22 protein-coding genes are annotated in these 23,116 nt (G+C 44.4%); 13 read left to right on the forward strand and 9 right to left on the reverse strand.

Going from position 1 to position 23,116, the window contains the following annotated elements; translation table 11 throughout:
* Positions 1-4: 4 nt before the first annotated feature.
* Positions 5-3,166, forward strand: coding sequence for an efflux RND transporter permease subunit (locus OGI71_RS26480; RefSeq protein ID WP_282253173.1), 3,162 nt, complete (start codon positions 5-7; stop codon positions 3,164-3,166).
* Positions 3,159-4,601 carry an efflux transporter outer membrane subunit gene (locus OGI71_RS26485; protein WP_282253174.1) on the forward strand — a complete coding sequence of 481 codons (1,443 nt, stop codon included), beginning with the start codon at positions 3,159-3,161 and terminating at the stop codon, positions 4,599-4,601. Before OGI71_RS26480 ends, OGI71_RS26485 begins: the two co-directional genes overlap by 8 nt.
* 69 nt (positions 4,602-4,670) lie before the next feature.
* Here the strand turns inward: OGI71_RS26485 and OGI71_RS26490 are convergent, their stop codons facing one another.
* From OGI71_RS26490 to OGI71_RS26505, 4 genes are all read right to left on the reverse strand, one after another.
* The gene (locus tag OGI71_RS26490) at positions 4,671-5,135 is read right to left on the reverse strand and encodes a PepSY-like domain-containing protein (RefSeq protein WP_282253175.1); all 465 of its coding nucleotides are present in this window, start codon (positions 5,133-5,135) and stop codon (positions 4,671-4,673) included.
* Positions 5,136-5,299: 164 nt separating this feature from the next.
* Entirely contained in the window at positions 5,300-6,226 is a 927-nt protein-coding gene (locus OGI71_RS26495) for a HipA domain-containing protein (RefSeq protein WP_282253176.1), read from the reverse strand.
* On the reverse strand, positions 6,219-6,554 hold the full coding sequence (locus tag OGI71_RS26500) for a HipA N-terminal domain-containing protein (RefSeq protein WP_282253177.1): 336 nt from the start codon (positions 6,552-6,554) through the stop codon (positions 6,219-6,221). Before OGI71_RS26500 ends, OGI71_RS26495 begins: the two co-directional genes overlap by 8 nt.
* On the reverse strand, positions 6,554-6,757 hold the full coding sequence (locus OGI71_RS26505; protein WP_282253178.1) for a type II toxin-antitoxin system Y4mF family antitoxin: 204 nt from the start codon (positions 6,755-6,757) through the stop codon (positions 6,554-6,556). The genes OGI71_RS26500 and OGI71_RS26505 overlap by 1 nt, the downstream gene beginning before the upstream one ends.
* Positions 6,758-6,925: 168 nt before the next feature.
* Here OGI71_RS26505 and OGI71_RS26510 point away from each other — a divergent pair, with 168 nt between their 5' ends.
* The 7 genes from OGI71_RS26510 (at position 6,926) to OGI71_RS26540 (ending at position 15,655) form a co-directional block, all read left to right on the forward strand.
* Positions 6,926-7,318, forward strand: coding sequence for a hypothetical protein (locus OGI71_RS26510; RefSeq protein WP_282253179.1), 393 nt, complete (start codon positions 6,926-6,928; stop codon positions 7,316-7,318).
* A gap of 15 nt (positions 7,319-7,333) precedes the next feature.
* Positions 7,334-7,831, forward strand: a complete 498-nt coding sequence (locus OGI71_RS26515; RefSeq protein ID WP_282253180.1) for a DinB family protein — start codon at positions 7,334-7,336, stop codon at positions 7,829-7,831.
* Positions 7,832-8,054: 223 nt separating this feature from the next.
* Positions 8,055-8,747, forward strand: coding sequence for a response regulator transcription factor (locus tag OGI71_RS26520; protein ID WP_282253181.1), 693 nt, complete (start codon positions 8,055-8,057; stop codon positions 8,745-8,747).
* The gene (locus tag OGI71_RS26525; protein WP_282253182.1) at positions 8,744-10,090 is read left to right on the forward strand and encodes a HAMP domain-containing sensor histidine kinase; all 1,347 of its coding nucleotides are present in this window, start codon (positions 8,744-8,746) and stop codon (positions 10,088-10,090) included. Before OGI71_RS26520 ends, OGI71_RS26525 begins: the two co-directional genes overlap by 4 nt.
* A 90-nt stretch (positions 10,091-10,180) precedes the next feature.
* A complete protein-coding gene (locus OGI71_RS26530) occupies positions 10,181-11,455 on the forward strand; it encodes a TolC family protein (RefSeq protein ID WP_282253183.1) in 1,275 nt (424 codons plus the stop codon).
* A complete protein-coding gene (locus tag OGI71_RS26535) occupies positions 11,452-12,558 on the forward strand; it encodes an efflux RND transporter periplasmic adaptor subunit (RefSeq protein ID WP_282253184.1) in 1,107 nt (368 codons plus the stop codon). Before OGI71_RS26530 ends, OGI71_RS26535 begins: the two co-directional genes overlap by 4 nt.
* A gap of 1 nt (position 12,559) precedes the next feature.
* Positions 12,560-15,655 (forward strand): CusA/CzcA family heavy metal efflux RND transporter, encoded by a 3,096-nt coding sequence (locus tag OGI71_RS26540; protein WP_282253185.1) that lies wholly within the window; start codon positions 12,560-12,562, stop codon positions 15,653-15,655.
* Between the two features lie 93 nt (positions 15,656-15,748).
* On the opposite strand, the gene OGI71_RS26545 is transcribed toward OGI71_RS26540, so the two are convergent.
* From OGI71_RS26545 to OGI71_RS26565, 5 genes are all read right to left on the reverse strand, one after another.
* Complete coding sequence (locus OGI71_RS26545) at positions 15,749-16,741, reverse strand: ABC transporter permease subunit (RefSeq protein WP_282253186.1); 993 nt, start codon at positions 16,739-16,741, stop codon at positions 15,749-15,751.
* A complete protein-coding gene (locus OGI71_RS26550) occupies positions 16,704-17,702 on the reverse strand; it encodes an ABC transporter ATP-binding protein (protein ID WP_282253187.1) in 999 nt (332 codons plus the stop codon). Before OGI71_RS26550 ends, OGI71_RS26545 begins: the two co-directional genes overlap by 38 nt.
* Before the next feature lie 24 nt (positions 17,703-17,726).
* A complete protein-coding gene (locus tag OGI71_RS26555; protein WP_282253188.1) occupies positions 17,727-18,581 on the reverse strand; it encodes an NEW3 domain-containing protein in 855 nt (284 codons plus the stop codon).
* A 211-nt stretch (positions 18,582-18,792) separates the two neighbouring features.
* Positions 18,793-19,083 (reverse strand): hypothetical protein, encoded by a 291-nt coding sequence (locus tag OGI71_RS26560; RefSeq protein ID WP_282253189.1) that lies wholly within the window; start codon positions 19,081-19,083, stop codon positions 18,793-18,795.
* Positions 19,084-19,159: 76 nt separating this feature from the next.
* Complete coding sequence (locus tag OGI71_RS26565) at positions 19,160-19,606, reverse strand: Hsp20/alpha crystallin family protein (RefSeq protein WP_282253190.1); 447 nt, start codon at positions 19,604-19,606, stop codon at positions 19,160-19,162.
* Positions 19,607-20,035: 429 nt separating this feature from the next.
* Between OGI71_RS26565 and OGI71_RS26570 the strand changes: the two genes are divergently transcribed.
* The 4 genes from OGI71_RS26570 (at position 20,036) to OGI71_RS26585 (ending at position 22,881) form a co-directional block, all read left to right on the forward strand.
* Positions 20,036-20,632, forward strand: coding sequence for a hypothetical protein (locus OGI71_RS26570; protein ID WP_282253191.1), 597 nt, complete (start codon positions 20,036-20,038; stop codon positions 20,630-20,632).
* A 122-nt stretch (positions 20,633-20,754) separates the two neighbouring features.
* Positions 20,755-21,024: a hypothetical protein gene (locus tag OGI71_RS26575; protein WP_282253192.1), complete on the forward strand. Its 270-nt coding sequence runs from the start codon at positions 20,755-20,757 to the stop codon at positions 21,022-21,024.
* A gap of 127 nt (positions 21,025-21,151) precedes the next feature.
* Positions 21,152-22,162 (forward strand): hypothetical protein, encoded by a 1,011-nt coding sequence (locus tag OGI71_RS26580; protein WP_282253193.1) that lies wholly within the window; start codon positions 21,152-21,154, stop codon positions 22,160-22,162.
* On the forward strand, positions 22,159-22,881 hold the full coding sequence (locus OGI71_RS26585; RefSeq protein ID WP_282253194.1) for a hypothetical protein: 723 nt from the start codon (positions 22,159-22,161) through the stop codon (positions 22,879-22,881). Before OGI71_RS26580 ends, OGI71_RS26585 begins: the two co-directional genes overlap by 4 nt.
* The last annotated feature ends 235 nt before the right edge of the window (positions 22,882-23,116 follow it).

Here is a 23,116-nt window from a genome sequence, read left to right on the forward strand (position 1 = left end):
CATTATGTTTAAAAAAGTAATACATCGACCGGTATTTGCTATTGTCATATCGGTTGTCATCTTATTTATTGGTGGTCTGGCTATCAAGCAGCTTCCTACCGAACAATTTCCGAAGATAGCCCCTACCACCGTGGCGGTTTCCATCGCCTATCCGGGTGCAAGTGCGGATGTGCTTGTAAAATCTTCACTCATTACCTTAGAGAATGCCATTAATGGGGTACAAGGCATGCGTTATATCGCAACGGATGCAACCAGTGCCGGTGAGGCTACGGTAAATGTGGTCTTTGATCCGGGGACGGATCCCAATGATGCGGTCGTACTGGTCAAAACGAGAGTGGATCAGGTGATGCCGCTGTTACCTGAGCTGGTGCAAAAGGAAGGTGTGATCGTCAATCCGATCCAGCCCAGTATGTTGATGTACGTGAACCTGTACAGTACCAGTAAAAGTATGGATGAAAAATTCCTGTACAACTATGCGACCGTAAACATCATTCCCGAAATCAACCGGATCCATGGGATCGCCAAATCTCAGATCTTGGGGAGCCGGCGTTATGCGATGCGGATCTGGTTAAATCCCGACCGTATGCGTGCCTATAGCTTATCTGTCGATGAGGTGATGAAGGCTATCGGTGAGCAAAGTATCATTGGTCGGCCAGGACGATTGGGCCAGAGCTCAGGTATTGCTGCCCAGTCGCTGGAGTATGTATTGACCTATAAAGGCCAGTACAATAAACCCGAGGAATATGAAAATATCATCGTTCGGGCAAATGGCGAAGGTGAAAATATCAAGTTGAAAGATGTTGCCAAAGTCGAACTGGGCAGTGAGTTTTTTGATATCTACTCGAATCTGGATGGGCATCCTTCGGCTTCCATTGTGCTCAAACAGAATTATGGAAGCAATGCCAATGATGTCATTAAGGATGTAAAAGCTAAGCTGGCGGAGATGAAAGGAAATTTCCCTCCAGGTGTCGACTATAAGATCAGCTATGACGTATCCCAATTTTTGGATGCCTCGATCGAACAGGTGATGCATACCCTGCGTGATGCCTTTATTCTGGTGGCTATCGTTGTATTTATTTTCCTGGGCGACTGGCGCTCTACCCTGATCCCGATCATTGCGGTGCCGGTGTCGTTAATAGGTACATTCTTTGTCATCCAGTGGTTCGGCATGTCGATCAACTTGGTCACGCTGTTTGCACTCGTTCTGGCGATCGGAATTGTGGTGGATAATGCCATTGTCGTGATCGAAGCCGTGCATGCCAAGATGGAGGAGAGTGCGATCTCACCTTACAGTGCCGTCAAGGAGGTAATGGCTGAAATTGCAGGTGCGATCATCGCCATTACGGCGGTCATGGTGGCGGTATTTATTCCGATTTCTTTTATGACAGGCCCCGTGGGGACGTTCTACCGTCAGTTTTCAATTACTATGGCGAGTTCCATTGTGATATCGGCCGTGGTGGCGCTGACACTCACACCGGTGCTTGCAGCCATGCTCTTGAAAAACAACCATGGAAAACCTAAAAAATCAAATCTATTTACCAAAGCGCTCGATACCTTTAACCGTACCTTCGATCGGGTGACCGGCTCTTACGCTTCTTTTCTCCGAAAAATCGCCAGCCGTAGGATCATCACCTGGGGGATATTGATTGCGTTTTGTGTAGGCACGTTCCTGATCAACCGAACGCTTCCGGGCGGTTTTATACCGAGTGAGGATCAGGGGACGATCTATGCCATTATTCAGACGCCACCGGGATCGACGCTGGAGCAGACCAATAAACTTTCCCGCGAGTTGCAGAAGATCTGTGAAGATGTGGATGGGGTAGAGTCTGTATCCTCCTTAGCTGGTTATGAGATCATGACCGAGGGTCGTGGCTCAAATGCGGGAACTTGTTTGATCAACCTGAAGACTTGGAGCGAACGGGAGCATTCGGTGAAAGAGATCATGGAGGAACTGGAAGAAAAATCTAAAAATCTGGGTGCAACCGTGGAGTTTTTCGAACCGCCGGCTGTTCCGGGTTTCGGTTCCTCAGGTGGTTTCTCCATGCGCTTACTCGATTTGAATAGAACCACAGACTACCAGGATTTTGATAAGGTCAACAAAGCTTTTATTGCTGAACTTAAAAAGCGCAAGGAGCTGACAGGTGTGTTCACCTTTTTTGCTGCCAATTATCCACAATATGAATTGGTATTTGACAATAATGCCGCCATGCAAAAAGGGGTCTCCATTGGTAAGGCCATGGACAACCTCAATATCCTGATCGGTAGTACCTACGAACAGGGCTTTATCCGTTTTGGCCAATTTTTCAAAGTGTATGTGCAGTCATCACCTGAATTCAGAAGGCTGCCTTCGGATATCTTGAACCTCTATGTCAAAAATGACCATGATCAGATGGTGCCTTATTCGGCTTTCATGACCTTGAAAAAAACGCAGGGCCCCAATGAGATCACACGTTATAATATGTACAACTCTGCTGCGATCCGCGGGCTGCCGGCCAATGGGTATACCACGGCCGATGCCATTCAGGCGATCAACGAGACTGCTCTTGGCTCCTTGCCGCATGGCTACAAAGTGGCCTGGGAGGGGCTGTCCTATGATGAGGCACAACGGGGAAATGAGGCGATCTATGTCTTCCTGGTCGTATTAGTCTTTGTCTACTTGGTGCTTGCCGCACAATATGAGAGTTTTATTATTCCTTTTGCGGTATTGCTGTCCTTGCCGGTGGGGGTGTTTGGCTCATTTTTCCTCTTAAAAGCCATGGGGCTTGAGAACGACATCTATGCACAGGTCGGTTTGATCATGATCATTGGTTTGTTGGGTAAAAATGCCGTACTGATCGTAGAATTCGCCGTTAAGCGCCGCCAGGCTGGGGATTCGATCCTGGAGGCGGCCATCGAGGGCTCACGGGCAAGGTTTAGACCGATTCTGATGACTTCGTTCGCCTTCATTGCCGGACTCGTACCGCTGGTCTTTGCGAGTGGGGCCGGAGCCATCGGAAACCATACCATCGGGGCTTCTGCCTTGGGCGGTATGCTCGTCGGAACAATCTTTGGCGTGATCGTCATTCCGGGACTTTACTACATTTTTGCAAAATTGGCTGACGGAAGGAAAATGATCCAGGCCGAAGACGATTCACCTTTAAGCGAAGACATGATACATTATGAATAAGAATAGATTCTATCAATATACGGGTTTCGCGCTTTTCTTGCTTAGTTTTGCGGCCTGCAAACCCTTGGAAATACAACAACGTGCTGAAAACAGGATGGTGCCGGCGAAATATGGTACCGCTGAAAACGACTCTACAAATACGGGAAAAATCAAATGGAATAGTTACTTCAATGACCCCAATCTCCAGGCACTGATTGGTCTAGCACTGTCCAACAATCAGGAGCTCCATATTATGCTCCAGGAAATCGAGATGGCTAAAAATGAAGTCAGTGCCAAAAAGGGGGAATATTTACCCAGCGTGGGGGTAAAGGTCGGTGCCGGTGTGGACAAAGTGAGCCGATACACTAATATTGGCGCGATGGAGAAAAATACGGAAATTGAACCGGGCCGGGAAATGCCCGAACCGCTGTTTGATTTTGGTGTCGGTGTACAGGCCAAGTGGGAAACGGATATCTGGGGCAAACTGCACAATGCGACCAAAGCACAGCTGCAACGCTATTTTGCCAGCGTAGAAGGGAAAAACTTTATGGTGACGCACCTGATCTCCGAAATTGCGGACGCGTATTATGAGCTGCTGGCCCTGGATAATGAGCTGCTGGTCATCAATGAGAACGTGAAAACCCAAAATGATGCCCTTACGGTAGTCAATGACCTGAAAAAAAATGCCCGGTCCAATAAGCTCGCAGTCAAAAGATTCGAGGCGCAGATCCTGAAAACACAGGGGATGCAATACGATATCAAACAGCAAATAACCGAAACAGAAAACAGGATCAATTACCTGGTGGGACGTTTTCCGCAGCCGGTACAACGGGATCACGAAGCGTTTGATAAGCTTGTTCCGCAGACTGTATATACGGGTATCCCTGCTGATCTGCTGGAAAATAGGCCGGATATCAAGCAGGCAGAGTATGAACTGGCGGCTTCCAAACTGGATATCAAATCGGCTAAAGCACGTTTTTATCCTTCCCTGGATATTGCTGCCGGTGTGGGCTTGCAGGCTTTTGATCCGACTTATCTCATCAAACCGGAGTCTTTTCTGAGTTCGCTCGTCGGCGAGCTGACTGCTCCCCTGATCAACAAAAGAGCGATCAAAGCGGCGTATTACAATGCCAACGCAAGGCAGGTGCAGGCGGTCTATCATTATGAGCAAACGATACTGGGTGCTTACATCGAAGTCGCCAACCAGCTTTCCAAAATTAAAAACCTCGAAAATGGGCTGGCGATCAAGACCAAGGAGGTCGATGCACTTAGAGAATCCATAGATATTTCCAACGACCTGTTTAAATATGCCAGGGCGGATTATATGGAAGTTTTGCTGACACAGCGTGATGCATTGGAATCCAAATTTGAACTGGTGGAAAAAAAAGCCAATCAGCTTAAAGCCAGCGTAGCGATCTACAGATCCCTGGGCGGCGGCTGGGAGCGGCAGGAATAAATTGTTAATGTTTGTTTTTTACTCGTTGGGGACTTATCAGCTGATAAGTCCCTTTTTTGATGGTTCGCCCTAGTCATCAAGACCTATGAAATTGCCATCGGCATTAAATTTTAAATCCAGATCATTGGACAGATCAATCTGGTAACCATAGGGTTCTTTGTCAATACCTTCGATAAATAAAGGCGTTGGGTATTGCTTAACGACATAACTCAATATAGACGCGGGGATTAAGGCATCTGGTAGTCTTTGATGATTGCCGTCAATATCGGTCCAATTACCATCTTTATCTAAATCGATCTCTATACCACTGTTCAATCTGACTTCATAGAGACTGCCGTCTGTATCGGTATTGTTTTTTCGTGTAACGCTGGCTACTGTGTTTGCTCCAAAATGAGATTCAATCATCGTTTTTCCTGCCTGTGGTAGTTCGGAATACGTGATGCCACTTTCAATCGCATCGTCTTTGTCACATGCCATAAATGTCAATGCGCTGCCTGTTATCAGTACAGCTGCTAACCAAGTTAATTTCTTCATGTTTGCTATTTTACTAAATTCTATTACATCTGTTGTCGGCTTATTTTTTGTCGTCCAGGCTGTCTTTAGCTTGGAAACAGAAAATGCCACAGGGTAAAGTTTCAGATAGATTCTGGAAACATTTGGGAAAGAAACTTGGAATCTAAATATATAAGCGGATAAATCTACAATTCGATTTGATTGAATTTATTAGTAACCACCTTGGCATATTGTTCCTTATATTCATCGGTTAAAAAGCTACGATCAATCCAATGAGGAATTTTATTGGCATGTTTTGAAAAGTCGTTGTAGATATTATTCCGAACTAAATCAGAAATTCCTAAACTTGAAGCTAATTGGTTAAAGTCAGATTGCTTAATCTTTCTTTTGCGACCTCCCAACGTTAAGGCCATATCGTCCTTATCTTTCGGGAAGATTAAGTTCACATTTAGGAGATCATACGCAGGCGATAGAATAATATTGTTATTATGATGGATTAATGAAAAGTTTTTTAGGTGCATGTCATTATTACCAGTGAGGAAACTAAACAGCACTAATCTAAAGTATTTGATAGCATCTAGTCCTGAATTTGTAGCAAATTGTCTGATGATTTTCCCCACTCGCTCATAAGAGCTATTGTATTTTTGCTCTGTCAGTAGCTGCGATAATTGGCATAAATCTTCAATATGAATTTTCTTCCCCTTTTTTCGGTCAAATCGTTTTGTGATATATGCTAATTCTCCAGTGGCTGTTCGTATCAGTGAGTGCTCAGCAGTTTCTATCTTAAATAGCTTAGCCAAATGCATTGTTAGATCTTCTACTTCAGGCATAAAAAGAAAATCTGTAGATTGGGGCTTAAGGATATATTCGCCCCATAAGCCGACAAGTGTTAGTCGCTTACTACCCTTTTCCCCATTTAAACTAAGTGATATCTTGGGTTGCACGCCCGTTAACGCTAGTCTTTCATTTACAGTTATTTGAGCTAATTTATTTAATTTTTCCCTATCTAATTCCAGATAGGGAACTTGGGCTGTGCCAAAAAACTTTTTTGAGCATGCAATATGGTATTCCCCACTTTCAACTGGCTGGTAGCAAAATAAACAATTAAGCATGATCTTCCGCCTCCATCGGATAGACGGAAACGGCGCCAATGGTGTCCCGACATAGATTAATCAATAATTCAAAGCGGTCTCGGGGATTGAGTTTCCAATACTTTTCACCTATTTCCAATAACCATCCCTCAGGAATCAGACCGTCAAAAAAGGGAAAGAGCACATTGCTGTGGTATGCGTGTTCCGAAATTGGTAGGGTTAAACTGATAGGCTTAGGATCGGCTGTTCCGATATACTTTTGATCGTAGTTGAATGAATAACCGCGATCAGTTTCAATTAGATATCCTGCTAATTGATCTTGAAAATATATTTTTGCTTCACGCGCCATTATGTTCTAATTTTATCCACTACGCCAATCTCTTTACCAAATAAAGCTAATACATCATTTACTTTATCTAACCGAAGTGTTTTTTTTCCTTGTTCAAGGTCACGGACAAAACGTAAACCTACCCCAGCATTAAATGCCAAATCTTCTTGAGTAAGCTTGAGTTCCTTTCGTTTCTGTTTTACAAATAATTGCAATGAATCCATATTTATACCTTTTCTGATATAAATATAAGTAAAAACAAATTATTTATACCCGAAGTGGTATAAATAATTTGTTTTTACTGTTTTTTATACCTTATCGGGATTATTTTTAAAATCTTATTTGTCCTTATCAAACTATTTTCGCCCTGTACTGTCTTCTAATAAAAGGTTATGGAAAAATCCTGTTTTAAAAAGATCGCGCGCTATGGCTTAGGTGTTTTTTTAATGGTAGCGGGAATTGGTCACCTGACTTTTGCGCGGAAGGAATTTCAGGCGCAGGTACCGGATTGGGTGCCAATCCCCAAAGACGATACGGTGGTCTATTCCGGTTTTGCTGAAATTGCCCTGGGTACGGCGCTGCTATTGGCCAGGGGTAAACAGCGTGCTACCGTGGGTAAAATTGCAGCGGCTTTTTTTGTTGCGGTGTTTCCGGGCAATATCGCACAATATACTGAACATCGGGATGGTTTCGGACTGGACAGCGATGGGAAGCGTCTTGCCCGTTTATTTTTCCAGCCAGTATTGGTTGCCTGGGCATTAAAGAGTACGAGCAAACGAAAATAGGTCATAGAACCAGGTATGGAAAACGTAGAAGTTTGGATGCGGGGACCGATTGCCGGGATTCCCGATCTTTTGCAGCCGGTGGCTCATGCGCTGCTGCAAGCAGAAGAAGATATTGTAAAATATACCGCGCAGCTTTCATCTGAGCAACTCTGGGCGCGTCCCTGTGGCAACGCCAGCATTGGATTTCATCTGCTGCATATTCGCGGTGTGATCGACCGCATGTTTACCTATGCTGCGGATAAATCGCTCTCCGCCGAACAATTCGATTACCTCCAACAGGAGGGGATCGTAGATGCGGAGCTCAGCGTAGCTACTTTAGTCGAAAACTTACATCTGCAGATTGAGCAGGCCTTGCAGCGCTTATCGGCAATTGATCCTAAGACCTTGACCGAAGAACGTTTTCTGGGAAGAAAGCGTATACCAACAACCCTGATCGGTCTCTTATTTCATGCGGCTGAACATGCACAGCGCCATGTCGGCCAACTGTTGGTCACGGTCCGTTGCCTGAAATAAGGGTTGACTACGAATTGATCCACTTTGGCTTTCTAGTCCTGTTAAGGTCTCAGTGAAGAAACTGGTCCGGGATCAGCGCTGCACGAGATATGGATAAACAGGTCGATATGATGTAATATGGGACTGTGGCCTGTCTAGGGATTAATTTGTAATTTCGTATACTTGTAGATTCCATTGGGAAATTCGTAATTTTTATAACCCCGTATAAAAATAAACTCCGTTTATGCAGATACTTTTGGTAGAAGATGATCGTCGTATCAGTAGCTTTGTGGTGAAAGGGCTGGAAGAATTGGGCCATCAGGTCATTTTGGCGGAATCCGCTGAGGCGGCGCGGGAATGGGTCAATGCCGAATCCCTAGATATAGTGGTATTGGATATTATGCTGCCGGGAATCGATGGGATTCAGTTTACAAAAACACTACGCTACCGCAAAAACCATATTCCCATTCTGATCCTTAGCGCACTTGGTGAAATTGAAGATAAAGTCGATGCCCTGGAAAGTGGTGCCGATGATTACCTGGTCAAACCTTTTTCGTTTAAGGAACTGGTCAGCCGCATCAAAGCCTTGGTACGCCGCGACAGCTATAAAAATACGACCCATGGGAATGATAGCTGCATCGAAATTCGTGATCTCAAAGTGGATCTGGATCGTTATGAAGTCTATAAAGGTGGTGCAAATGTCGATCTCTCCCCCAAAGAATTTAAGCTATTTAAGTACCTGATCGAAAACCGCAATAAGACCCTTTCACGTACCGCGATCCTGCAGGCGGTCTGGGGAATTGATTTTGATAACAATACCAATGTCGTGGATGTGTACGTCTCCTATCTGCGGGGGAAAGTAGACGACGGAAGTGATACATCCATTATCAGGACGGTCAAAGGGGTAGGTTACATGCTCAAAACGGACCGACCATGAATCTTAAGATCAGACTGACACTTTTTTCTTCCTTGGTCTTCACGATCATTTTTGGACTTGCCACGCTGGTCATCTACTGGATATTTTATAATTCTTCGGAACGGCATCTGATCAGTTCGCTGGAAAAAAATGCAAAAATCGCCGGTATCTATTATCTGGAGGCAGATGAACAAAGTCCTTTAAAGCATCTGGAATCCAAAAATCAATATGAAAGTCTGGTCAAACGGGCCATGGTAGCGGTCTACAATGCCGAAGGCCGGGTGAGCTATGGCGGCCTGAAATACGATAATCAAATCAGTAAAAGCTTGTTGACGCAGCTGAAATCTCAAAAAACAGTTTATTTTAAGACGGAGGATAGCTTTTATTTTGGTCTGTATTATCCAGATAATCAGGGTGATTTTTTTGTCTTTGTCAAAGAGTCTAATACGGACTTTAATCAGCAGCTAAATCGCCTGCTTTTTATTCTCGTGCTCGTTTTCTTGGTCGCGCTGATTAGCATCGTCCTGCTGTCGCTCTGGCTGAGTAAATATGCCTATCTGCCCATCCGGAATGTCATTCAGGAAATCCAACATAAGGATTTAAATACTATCCAGGAGCCGTTGACGGTTATCAAGACAAAAGATGAGCTGCAAGACCTGATCGAAAGCTACAATGCGCTCCTCCGGCGCATCAGTGAAAACATGATTATCAGAAAGAATTTTGTGAGCTATGTATCCCATGAGTTTCGTACACCACTCGCCGGTATTTTGGGGTCCATGGAGGTTTTTGGGACGAAAGCCCGTAGCCAGGAAGAGTATCAGGAGCTGGCAGCGACAATCACCGAACACGTCAATTTTCTAAATCACCTGATCGGAAATTTTCTATTGCTGACAGAAGATCAAGCCTTGAAGCGATCGATGGAGGTCTTTCGCATCGATGAGGTGGTCTGGGACCTGGTGCCTAAATTTGCCAGAACATTTACTGTACCCTTGAAAATCGAGCTCGAAGTGGATGAACCACGTTATTTTAATTTTCGGGGCAATCGCATGCTCCTGGCATTGTCGATCTCCAATCTGATCGAAAACGCGCTTAAATATGCCAATGGTCAGGAAGTGCTGGTACGCATGACGACGGCGGATGAGCGCCTATCCTTGCAGATCATTGATCAGGGTATCGGAATTCCGCAGGCGGAGCTGGAGGCAGTGAAGCAGACCTTTTACCGCGCGACAAATGTCGGCAAAGTCAAGGGCAGTGGCATCGGTCTTTCTTTTGCACAGATCGTTTTTAAAGATCAGGGCGTGGACTTTGCTATTCATTCCAATGACCTGGGGACGACGGTATCGCTGCTGTTCCCAAAATTCTAACCATTCTCTAATCTCTTCTAATCAAACTTTAATTTACCTTAAAGTTGCCTGTAATCCCTGTCGCTTAGTTTTGTGGAAATACAAAATAGAGTGAGAAAAATACGCATTACATTAGTTATTCTTCTTGGTCTGAATAGCAGACTATTTGCACAGGAAATGCCCGAAAAGCGCTTGCAAAAATCGGAGATTGAACAGGTATTCCTAACACACAACCTGTCCCTGATGGCGCAGCGTTTTCAGCTAAAACAGGCTGAAGCAGCGGTATTGCAGGCCAAGCTGTGGCCCAACCCCAAGATCTCCATCGGTGAGGTCAACCTCTGGAAAAACTCTTCCAGTGAGGAGCTGCCGGCGTTGATCGGGAACTACGGACGGTACCAACAGGTGGAAATGGAACTGGAGCAGACGATTGAACTGGCCGGTAAAAGAAAAAAACGGGTACAGCTGCAACTCCTCGAAAAGGAGAATGCACAACTTCAGTTTGAGGAATTGCTCCGCAATTTGAAATATGACCTCCGCAGTCAATGCCTGGAATTGCAGGTGCTGCAGGAAAAGGAGCGTCTTTACGCCAATCAGGTTGGCATCTTCCATAAACTGGCGCAGTCTTACCAGAACCAGTGGAAGGAAGGCAATGTCAGCGAAATGGATTACCTCCGGATCCAGAGTGAATCCATGGCTTTTGGAAATAAGCTGAATGAAATCCAGCAGGAGAAAATTGCAAAAATGAACGATGTCGCACGCTATCTCGGGGCAAAGGTAACTGCACTTTCCATCGCGGATACCATCGGCAACCCGGCCTTTATTGCGAATAGACAAAACGAATGGAAAATCATGGCTATGGATAATCGCAGTGATTATAAAATCATCCACAATGAATTCAAGAAAGGCCAGGCACAACTTCAAATTGAGAAAGCCGAACGTGTACCTAACCTGGAGGTTTCGGTGAACTATGATCGGGGTGGAAATATTATGCGTGATTTTATTGGTCTCGGCCTGTCTATGGATCTACCCCTATTTAATAGGAATCAAGGGAATATCAAGATCGCTAAGCTGGAACTGGAAAAAAATAAGGTTGAAATCGAGCAGTTCCGTATTGATATCGAACGGGAGATCGATTTTCTTTCGGCACGTCTAAGCAACCTGGAATCTAGTCTGAAGGCTACAGATAATGGATTTGACGGTAGACTGGATGTGGCCCTGGAACGCTACGTCCGAAATTTTCAGGAACGCAGGTTGACCATCGTTGAGTTTATAGATTTTATCAATAATTATATGGAAAACAAAGAATCAATATTGGAACGAAGGGCAAAATATCTTCAGTATGGCGAAGAACTGAGCTATTTAGTCGGAAAGGATATCGCCCAATGAAAGGAAATGTTTTAATGCCATGGACGCTTTTGTCTATTTGTCTCCTGTTGGGCTGTCAGTCACAGCAAAAGGAGGGACAGCACATTGTGGGGACAAAAGGCTTTTGCCTCAGTGATGATTTCAAGCGTCATATTAAAATTGATTCGATCCAAAAGCGGGAGGTGTCTGAACAGATCTCCTTAAATGGCGCAATTCAATATAACCAGGATGAACTTGCGGCATTGAAGAGCCCGATTCAGGGCATGGTTCAGTCCGTTGCTGTAAAAATGGGTGATTATGTGGAGAAAGGGCAGGTGCTGGTGTCGCTCAAAGGAACTTCGGTCAATGATCTAGGAAAGGAACTCCGCGAGCTGGAAAACAGCAGTCGCCTGGCGGAAAGTAAAGTGAATAGTTTACGCAGCATGCTGAAAGACGGGATGGCTTCCCAACGTGAGCTGGAGGAAATGGAGAGCGAGCTGAAATCGGTACAGATCGGCATCCGGAACGTGAAGGCAAATATGAAGCTGTTGAATGGATCGGCCGAAAACGGCATTTTTTATATCCGTGCGCCCAAAGCTGGGTACATCGTTGACAAAAAGGTGAGTCCGGGCATGACGGTAGGCGATGATACGGATTTATTGTCTATCAGCAACTTGAATGAGGTCTGGGTGACTGTCAATATTTACGCAAATAACTTACCCTTTGTCAAAAATGGGGCTCATGTCCGGATCACAACACTGGCCTACAAAGGAGAATATTTTGAAGGTTATATCGATCAGGTGGCCAACTTTTTTGATCCCGAAGAACGGGTGGTCAAAGCGCGTGTCAAGCTGCTCAATAAAGATCTGAGGCTCAAACCGGGCATGAGCGTGGATGTATTGGTCGAGAAGGGATCCGCAGGACAGAAACAACCTTTATTGGCGATCCCCAAAGATGCGGTGATCTTGCATAACAATCAGAATTATGTCGTGATCTACAAAAGCGACTGTGATCTATCCGTGAAAGCTGTCGATATCGTATCGGAAAACGAAACATATGCTTTCGTCGAAATGGGGTTGGAGGAAGGAGACCGCGTGCTGACAGAAAATGAACTGATTGTATTTGATGAATTGATGAATAGATAGGATGAAGAAAGTTGTACAAAATATCGTTTCATTTTCATTGAAACATTCCCTGGTGGTGCTATTTTTTACGCTGGCATTATTGTTCGGCGGAATTTTCGCTTACCTGCATACGCCGATCGAAGCATTTCCGGATGTGACCAATACCCGTGTCCGGATCATCACGCAATGGCCGGGACGCAGTGCCGAAGAGATTGAGAAATTCGTCACGCTGCCCGTCACCAAGGAAATGAACACCATCCCCAAAAAGACGAATGTACGGTCGATCTCCTTGTTTGGGCTCTCTGTCGTGACGGTGCAGTTTGAGGATGGTGTGGAAGACTTCTATGCGCAGCAATATGCCGGAAACAAGATGCGTTCCATTGAATTGCCGGAAGGGGCGGAAAGCTCCATTGAACCTCCTTCGGGGGCGACAGGGGAGATCTTCCGCTATGTGGTCAAAAGCAACCTGCCGATCAAAGAGGTATCTGCCATTCAGGATTGGGTGATCGAACGGGAGCTCGTCGGGGTGCCCGGGGTGGCCGACGTGGTGAGCTTTGGTGGTGAAGAAAAGATCTATGAAATAAAGATCAATCCAACGGAACTGGCCAACTACAACCTTTCGCCCTTGGATGTATATGAAGCGGTATCGCGCTCAAATATCAATGTGGGCGGGGATGTGATACAAAAAGGAAATCAGGCCTATGTTGTGCGCGGCGTGGGGCTGCTGGACAAAATAGATGATATCGGCAATATTTTGATCAAGGTGGTAGGAAATACGCCCATTTTGGTCAAGCATGTCGCTGAAATAGAATTGGGAGCCAAACCACGGCTTGGGCAGGTGGGGCTCAACGAGGAAGATGACTTGGTACAAGGCATTGTTATTATGCTCCGGGGTGAAAATCCATCGGCAGTAGTGACTCGCCTGAAAGAAAAAATTGAGGAATTGAACGGCCGTATCTTACCGGAAAATGTTAAGATTGAACCGGTGATTGACCGAACAAAATTGGTGAATAATACGGTGCATACGGTGTCGAAAAATCTGATTGAGGGGGTTATCCTGGTTTCGATCATTGTCTTTATCTTTTTGAACAACTGGAAGACGACCTTTATTGTGGCCTCGGTGATTCCATTGGCCTTCCTGTTTGCGATCATCTTATTGAAAATACAGGGGCTGCCGGCGAATCTGATTTCCATGGGGGCATTGGACTTTGGCCTATTGCTCGAGGGGACGCTGGTGATCGTGGAGACGGTTTTTGTCTCCCTGGAAAAGGAGGCACATCGGCTGGGGACGGCCCGTTTCAACAAGGTCTCCAAGCTGGGCATCATTAAAAAAAGTGCAGGCTCGGTGGCAGGGTATATCTTTTTTGCCTTATTGATCCTGATTGTCGCACTGACGCCAATTTTCTCTTTTCAAAAGGTGGAAGGAAAGATGTTTTCACCATTGGCCTTTACCCTAGGTTACGCCCTGCTGGGCTCTTTGGTCCTGAGTCTGACCTATGTACCTGCCATGTGTAAATATCTGCTGAAGAAGAACATCAAAGAGGATGAAAATAAAATAACTAGGGTCAGCCGAAAGGTAATTTTTAAAGGCTTCAAGAAGGCCTTTGATCATCCCAAATGGACCCTGGGGATTTTTGGACTGGCGCTGGTTGTCTGTATGGTGCGGTTTAGCTATTACGGTTCGGAATTCCTGCCCAAGCTCAATGAAGGGGCCATTTATGTCCGGGCGACATTGCCCAATAGCGTCAACCTGGAGGAATCCGTCAAGCTAACCAAAACGATGAAAACCAAATTGATCAAGCAGTTTGATGAGATTGATTTTATTATGACGCAGACGGGTAGACCCAATGACGGAACGGATCCGACAGGTTTTTTCAATATCGAATTTAATATTGAATTGAAACCAGAGGGGGAGTGGAAGCGGAAAATATCGAAAGAGAAACTGATCGGGCAGATGCGCGACAGCCTGCAGACTTTCCCGGGAATCAATTTTGGTTTTAGCCAGCCGATTCAGGATAATGTGGAGGAATATGTGGCCGGCGTAAAAAGTCCGCTGGTGATCAAGATTTTTGGTGAGAACCTCCAGGATCTGGAGAATAAAGCCAATAAATTTGCCGAATCACTTCAAAAGGTCGATGGAATCACGGATGTAAACGTGTTTAAAAATATCGGCTTACCCGAATTACGGATTCAGCTGCATGACTCCAAAATGGCAAAGTATGGGGTGTCGACCAGGGATGTACAATCCGTTATTGAGATGACTATCGGGGGGCAATCGGTGACGCATTTTTATGACAATGAGCGTATCTTTGACGTCCGTCTCCGCTTTCAGAAGCAGTATCGCGATAGCCCCGAAAAGATCGGAAATATCATCATCCCGACGATGAACGATCAGAAGGTACCACTGCGGGAAATAGCGACCATAGACTATCATACGGGGCCGGCCTTTATCTATCGTGATGGCAATTCCCGCTATATCGGGGTTGGATTTAATATCGAGGGTCGGGATCTGGGCAGTACCATTGCGGATGCAAAAAAACAGATCGCGGCTGACGTTAAGTTGCCCAAGTCTTACAAGGTTGTCTGGGCCGGTGAGTTTGAAAGCAAGGAAAGGGCTACCAAACAGTTGATGCAGGTGGTTCCGGTTTCACTGCTATTGATCTTGCTCTTGCTCTATGCTAATTTTGGCAATCTAAAAGATACACTAATCTCCTCCCTGACGCTTGCCTTTGCGTTTATCGGTGGGTTTGTATCCCTGTGGATGACGGGGACGACATTTGGGATTTCGGCTGGGATCGGTTTTATTATTCTCTTTGGGGTGGCCACGATCGACGGGATTGTTTTAATCGGTGTCATGAAAGAAAATCTATTAAATAAAATGGGCTTGAAGCCTGCAATTTACGAAGCCGTAAAAAGTCGGATCAGGCCAATCTTAATGATTGCGCTTATGGGTGCGATGGGCTTATTGCCAGCGGCACTGTCCAACGGAATGGGGTCCGAAATTCAGAAACCATTAGCCATTATGATCGTCGGTGGGTTGATTATCTGTATGATTCTTTCGTTTTCGATCCTGCCGATTGTCTTCTACAACGCATACAAAAAAGAAAATAGAGATTAAGCACCCATTTTTTATTCATTATATACTTGATAAAGGCTGCCTGCTCATAAAGCAGTGCAGCCTTTGTTGTTTTACTATAGACAAGAGATGCGATTAACTCCTTATTTCCCTCCGCATAAAAATGTAATAAGACCAGGCAAAACAGATCATCATGGCGGCGGTGAGTCCACTGATCTGGGGCCAGACCATCAGAAAACTTTCCCGAAAGGAAAGGGGTGAAGGGATGGCGCCTACCATTTGTTCCATGGTAATAGGACCTAGGCTGCGCACCGAAGGCATCAGTAAGGTGGTGGTTGCATCGGTATAGAGCTGACTTGGTGATAAACGAAGCAGATTTAAGATCAGCTCATTATAGCCAATGTATTCCTGCTCCGAAATATAATTGGGATTGGGTAAAAATGGTCGAATGGCCAAATTCACCAGGATAGGAAAGAAGACGGTGAAAAACAACCAGATACCGATTGCGGTAAGTGCTGAAGTGGCCGGCTGGCGAAAGCGAATCGACAACAGGATGGAAAGGCTCAGCCAGAAGGCAACATACAGCACACTGGTCAAGGTGAAACCGAAAATACGGAGCAATTCCTGGGGTTCTATCCGCACGCCGGTACCCATGAGTCCGCCACCGATCATCAACAGGACCAGGGCAATAAATAAGGTGCCCACAACAACCAACGGCGCCAGAAATTTGGCAAATAGCAGATTGTCGCGGTAAATTGGTTGTGCCAGCAAGCGGGTGAGTGTCCCATTGTTATATTCTGCATTGACGGCGTCAAAACCAAGGGCTATGCCCAATAATGGTGCTAGAAAGTTTAAAAAAACATGAAAGGGCGGAATGGAATTATCCGTTGTGGTCAGGAGCTTTAGATATAGAAATGACTGATCGGGATCGCGCAGATTGCTGACAGCGTCTTTGAGTCCCATGGATGAAACATACAGGGATGCTCCGAAGGTCAGTACGATGAGCAGGATCAGTGTAATAAAACGCCAGCTGCGGATATGTGCCGCGATTTCTTTGCGGACCAGCACCTGCATCGGAACGGATGGTCGGTTATTGATATCTTTTGAAGAAACCGTTGGATTTTTCATAGACAGTATTTGTTGTTATGCTGTTCTCAAAATATGTATTATAAATATCGTCGAGCTGGTAGTCGTTGCGGTTTACGGAAACAATGTCAGCGCCATTGTTGACCAGAACGCGTACGGCCGCCGCGGTGGCATCGTTGTCAGTTATCAATTCGATCGAATGCCCTGTAATAGCAAGCTTGCGAATTCCGGGCAGCACATGGAGTGCTTGTTCAATTGTTGCACTATCGCCCGGGGGCTGTTCAAGAGTAATAACTGTGCTGACTCCTTGCTGTTGCTGTAGGCTTTGGGCCAGGCTTTCAATAGATCCTTCGACCAGTAACTTACCGCCAACGAAAATGCCCACCCGATCGCATACACGCTGTACCTGATGGAGGTGGTGTGAAGAAAGTAGTACTGTAAGGTTATGCTCTCGGCTGAGCTTCTTGATGAGTTCCAGGAATTCATCGACGCCCTTAGGGTCAATGCCTAGCGTAGGCTCGTCAAGGATAGCAACTTCGGGCGCCTTGATCAGGACTTCGGCTAAGCCCAAACGTTGTTTCATCCCGCGGGAAAATGCGCCCGCTTTTTTATGCATTTCCCGTTCGAGTCCCACGACATGCAACATGTCTTTGGCGGCAGCTTGAGCATAGGATTTTGTAAGTCCATTTAATTCGGCAATGAAACATAGGTTTTCCAAAGCCGTCATATCCGGGTAGAAACCTACATTGTCGGGCAGGTAGCCAACTTTGCGTTTTACAGCGATGGGATTGCGCGTGGCATTATGGCCACAGACATAGGCCGTACCGGCTGTGGGTTCGGTCAGGCCCAGCATCATTAAAATACTGGTTGTCTTTCCGGCACCATTGGGTCCGAGTAGGCCAAAGATCTCTCCGGGATAAATCTGCAGGTCCAACTTGTCTACGGCAGTAACTTTACCGTAGTTTTTGGTCAGGCCTGTCAATTGAATGATAGGATCCTTCATAATGATAATCTTTTTTTCGCGCTCTTATCTGCGGCCATATTTGCGGATGAGATAATACACCAAACCTATTGCCAATAGGATGACCAGTATGCCGATCCAGCCAGAAAGCAAGGAGGTCTTGACGATCATACGGAATGAAATATCGGCGTTGCTGTTGGATGACTTGATCTCGAATTTGGCCGCATAGTCACCGGCGATGGTTTTATCGGGAACTTTTAGGTTGACCTTGACGTCGATAGATTTACCTGCTTCGAGCTGTTTGATATTTGAAGGATCGAAGGTCGCTTCCCATCTGCTGGGGAGCTGGGAACTAAGTTCCAATGCATTGAGCGGAAGAGTGCCTGTATTTTTGACTTTGAGCAAAATCTCCTTGCTACCACCGGATACGACTTCGTCACTAAGTCTGCCACTTGGTGTGGTAAGCTCGAGTGCATAGGAGCCTTTGACGACTGCCTCCAGCTCAAGCTGCAGCGTATCTGTCGGGGATATGGCCCGTACTGGAATTTTATATTTATCAGGCTTAGCTGTGATCGGACAGCTGATTTCAATGCTGATTTCCGATACCTTATTTGGCTGCATCTGAAGAGAGGTCACTTGAGAGCCTTCTACGCGATAGCTGATCTGCCATCCATCGGGTAGCTGCGCGTTAAGGTTGTAATTGACCAATTGTGCAGATCCATTCGTTAGAGTCGTGGTATAACGAAATGGTTCATTACTGGGGGCTTCAATATTGATCAGCCTCGCTTCAAAGCTAGATTTGAGCGGTTTCACGGTTTGCCCCGATAAGTAGAAACTGTTTGCCAGCACGATAAGTGCGATAAAAAATGGCTTGAAAGAAAAACGTCGGTCTGTTTTTGTAATTAGTAATTCTGTTAACATGATCCAATAACTAAAATTTATATTTAAATAGAATATTAGCTTTTAAAAAATGCCGGTTTGGGTATCAGATACCTTTTTTGAAAAAACCGCTCCCAAATTAAAAATGAATTTGATAAAAATCAAGGGTGAAAGAAAAAAATGATTGTAAAAAAAATGTGCTTAAATGATCTGTAAGCGGATAGTTAATGCTGAATATTGGAGCAGTTTGCCATCAGTCGAAATTCACTGCCCTGAAAGTTTTCTTAATGATAATCTTGGTGTTTTCTGACAGTTCATCCAGTGTACAGTGTATTGATCTTAATTGTGTTTTTGAAACCGCTGTATCATTGAGCAGAAGATTGATGCGCAATCGTCGGATATCCGAGGCCTCATGGTCACCAAGTAATTCATCAAATAATTCATGAATAATCTTTTCGCAGCTGTTCTGGTCGAAACTGGCGATAGTGATGTAACGTCCATGGCAATACATCTGTAATTCAATATAATAATTTGACCTTTTCATAATCCTTGTATTAAAGACTGAAAAATAGGTTAGCCTCCATTGGAGGCTAACCAAGTTAAAGTTGCTATTTGGATCTTTAGGATATTTCGATTAGCTGCGGTTCTTTCTGTTTGGCTTCTTCTTTTTTAGGTATTGTCAATCGTAGCATACCATTTTCATAGCGTGCCTGGATATTATCCTGATCAACTACATCCTTCTGAAGCTCAAAGCTACGCTGGAAAGATTGGTAACTGAACTCCCGGCGTGTATAGTTGTCCTTATGTTCCTCATTTTGTTCCTCCTTAGCTGAAGCTATGGTCAATAGGTTGCCGTCGAGCGTCACCTTGAAATCGTCTTTTGCCATGCCTGGGGCAGCGACCTCAACTTCGAAGGTGTCTCCGTTTTCCTTGATGTTGACCGCAGGAACGGTGGTTCTTGTGGATGAGTAATTTTTGTTGTCCCAGTTTAAAAGCTCACGGTTATAATTATCAAACATGGGCGAAAAAAGTGAAAAATTGTTCCAGTTTCTTTTTGCAAGTTTCATAGTAACCTCCTTTTAATGAAGTATAACAATAATTTAAATTTGCCAGCCGGCCGACTGTGTTAAATAAGTCCACAAAAAAAATACCGAGCTTAAAAAACTGAAATTTTTGCACCAAAACTGTCAAATTTTACATGATAAATTGGCAGAAAAAATAGAGCTTTTAGCGAAAAGGGGCCTAATTGTAGCTTTTTTAAACTATTTCCAACTGAATATTGTCCTTATAATAATCCATTTGATGGATAACTTAGTTATAAGGTCAGGATTCTTGTATGTTCCTGGCCTTTTCTTTTTTAGTGGGAAACTTTCGGCTCCCACCGATTGTTTATAGGATAGGTAATCAGCACATCGGATCGTACAAGCTGTCGGATTTGACCTGGTTCAATGTGCATCTTTTGATTAGGGAGTAGGTATTTATTAAAAAATTGATATATGAAACGGGAACAAATTGAAGCCTGGATAGCCGAGGGATATAACATCCTGGAACATAAGAAGCCCAAAATCGTTCAGGGGGATGTCTGGGAATATCTGAATAAATGTGATGGACATGGCACCGATGTGTATGCCCTGTCGGAGTTGGCAAACTGGTCTGATCGGGAATTGTCGGAATTGGAACTGCGTAAATACGCGAAAGAATACGGACAATTGGGGGAGAAGCAATTCTTGCGCAATGAGGCCATCCGCACGAAACATGTTGATAAATATGTTGCATTCCTCAAGCTGTTTTATCCCAATAGTGTCGAAAAGGAGCTTGAAGAAGCTAAATTTTTGGCTGAAAGGGTACGGCAGGTTACCAAAGAAGAGATGGAACAATGGGTCGTATCCAACAATATCAATGTCCTATTGTCTGATTTGAACTGTCTGGATGAATCAGCTATCATGACAGGAATGGTTGTCCCCTCCGAAGAACTGGTCAGCTATACTGATGGGGGATTACAGGATACCATGGACTGTCACGTAACACCCATGGAATTTTTTAGCCATACGAACCACACTGCTTACTGGATAGATCCAAAAATAAAAGCCTAGCGTATTCATGCTAGGCTTTTATAGATAAAGCTGGCTGTCTGGATTTATATGTTTAGCTTAGCCGATGAAATGAGACTATAATTGTCTTTTACCAAATACATTATATTTGCTATAAAAAAGCTATGTCAAACGCCAGATTGAGCTTGATCGCGACTTGCCTACATATTGCCGTGGCTATACTGCTGTTTAATTACATGGAGCAGCTGAGTCGGCATGATCTTGATGGGATAGGTATATTTCTAATATTCCTATTGGTGATACTGGCGCTCATTTTTGCAATAAAATCAAGATTGACGACTTTGGGCTTGTTCCTGCTTTTTGTCAACAGTGTCTTTCTCCTGATGTGGCTCGTACTATTGTATTTTGCGTTAACTTTTACCTTTAAGGTATAACTCTGGTGTCAACAATATTTTACTGAAGTTCGCGAATCGTAACTGAGCTAATGCGGATATTAAAATAGACCTGCCTTCCGCGATGTTATCCCTATCTTTATGACCAAAGAGATTATAAAAGCAAAAAATGAACGTGAAAATAGCAAAGTTGTTAAGTCTGCTGATGTTGATATGCGGTATGGGCAAAGGCTTGTTTGCGCAGCAATTCTATCCAAGAAATTTCATTCTTCTATATACGGATGAAGGAGTTCAAGCGGATAAAATTGCCCAGTTAAATGAAACCTACCTGCTACCAACGGGATTCCAGCGGGTGAATGATAGCCTTTATATACATCCGCAAACGAAAGAAAGACTGTCACTTTCCACCAGACAGCAGGACAATAAAAATGAACTGCTGCTGACCTACCTTACTGCTGTTGATCTTAGCGTTTTTAGAGCGCGCTTGCTCGATTATGAGCCTAAGCTTGAGCAGATCGACGCGAATACCTATCAAGCAAAATTTAGCAATCCGGTGGTTAAGTATATGATCGCCGGGGATACCGTCATTGACAATAAGCGGCTTCATACCATAAAATTCCTGTTGATCTATGATAAAGGACAAAAATTTCCTTTTTCTTCGGATGATTATACCTTTCCGGTTACGGAGACTTATCCGCTTCAAAATACTGCCTGGTATTTTACAGCCAAATACGAAAGATCGCCATCAAATTCGGAGTACAACGAGATGAGGCTGATATTTAGCAAAGAAAAGACGGTCTACAAGATTGATTTTGTGGATGATATCAATTTTAAGATAACGTATACAGATCCGAAGAAAAAGGCACATGTGTATCAGGGGCAATATCAAAACTACAAATCTGACATCTCCTTTTTTAACCGTCAGGGGGGATGGTCGGACAAGGATAAAACGGGTAGGGCACTTGCAACCCCGAGCGAACAGTATATGGGCAGGGAGTCATTTTATGATGAACCGAAAAAGTTTGCGGAGGCCGCAGGAACGGCCAGATACTTTCGGTTTATCTTTTCAAATAACTACCAATCTATTTACCATCCTGATTTAGGTCTGATGGAATTGAGTAAACAGGAAGCTAAGGACCAGGAAGATATTTTAAGTATGCCTAAGCAGGTGGAGAAATGAGGAAACTACTAATCTTATGTAAGCTGACTGTCTTGCTGTGTATCTCATGTAAACAAAAGCAATTTGATTTGTCTGATCTGCGATTTCCAATCGAAAAGAAACAGCTCAATACGCTGGGGGTGAAAACAGATCCGTACAAAACTTTTCTTGAGGAGGAGACAATGAAATTCATCAGTGACAGTAGCTCAGTTATGCGGTTTGGTGGAATAGCTTTGGCCGGCAATCTCAATCGTTATGACAAGCATATCTATGCGTCCAATAATGTGGAATTTTTTGAGGATCGTGAGGATAAGGCTATTCAGGCTTATAAAATAGCTATTCAGACAACTGAAGAAACGGAACTATTAGCTGGTTATTTTGATCAGCAATTTGGGAAAACAGACTTTTACTACAAAGATAAAGAGGTGAGCTGCAGAGTATGGGAAAAAGAGGGGATGTTGTACTATCTTGGAATAAACTTCGATGTATATGACCCCGAGCGGATAGCTAAACATCTTAAAACTGCGCTGCTATTTGTGGTCAACAAAACCAGTCAAACTCTCATCAAAGAAGAGGCTCCCCAAAGTAGCTATTTCCGCTTTTATAAATATTATCTCGAAGCGAAAGAGCAGCCTGAATATAAAACATTTACCTATCGGCAGTATATGCAGCTAAAAAGTAGTCAAGATCAATCCGAAGGCTTGGAAACTATATATGTTGGACATTATATCAAGCAATAGCAGGGGCTTTTTCATTTTCAACCAATGGTGATCTTGTCGTGTGGAGTTTAATCGACCAACAAACTATCGATGATTGTTGTAAACTGTTGCTGCAAGTCTGCTGAATATCCCGCTACACTTTTTACAACCTTGCCCTTTGGATCAATAGAAATATAGAAAAAGGGAGCACCAGGGGCATAGTAGGCATTCTTGATGGAAATGCCATCGGTTTACCGGACAACGGATATCACTTAGG

The sequence above is a fragment of the Sphingobacterium sp. ML3W genome, from assembly GCF_029542085.1.
In the GTDB taxonomy this organism is placed as follows: Bacteria; Bacteroidota; Bacteroidia; order Sphingobacteriales; family Sphingobacteriaceae; genus Sphingobacterium.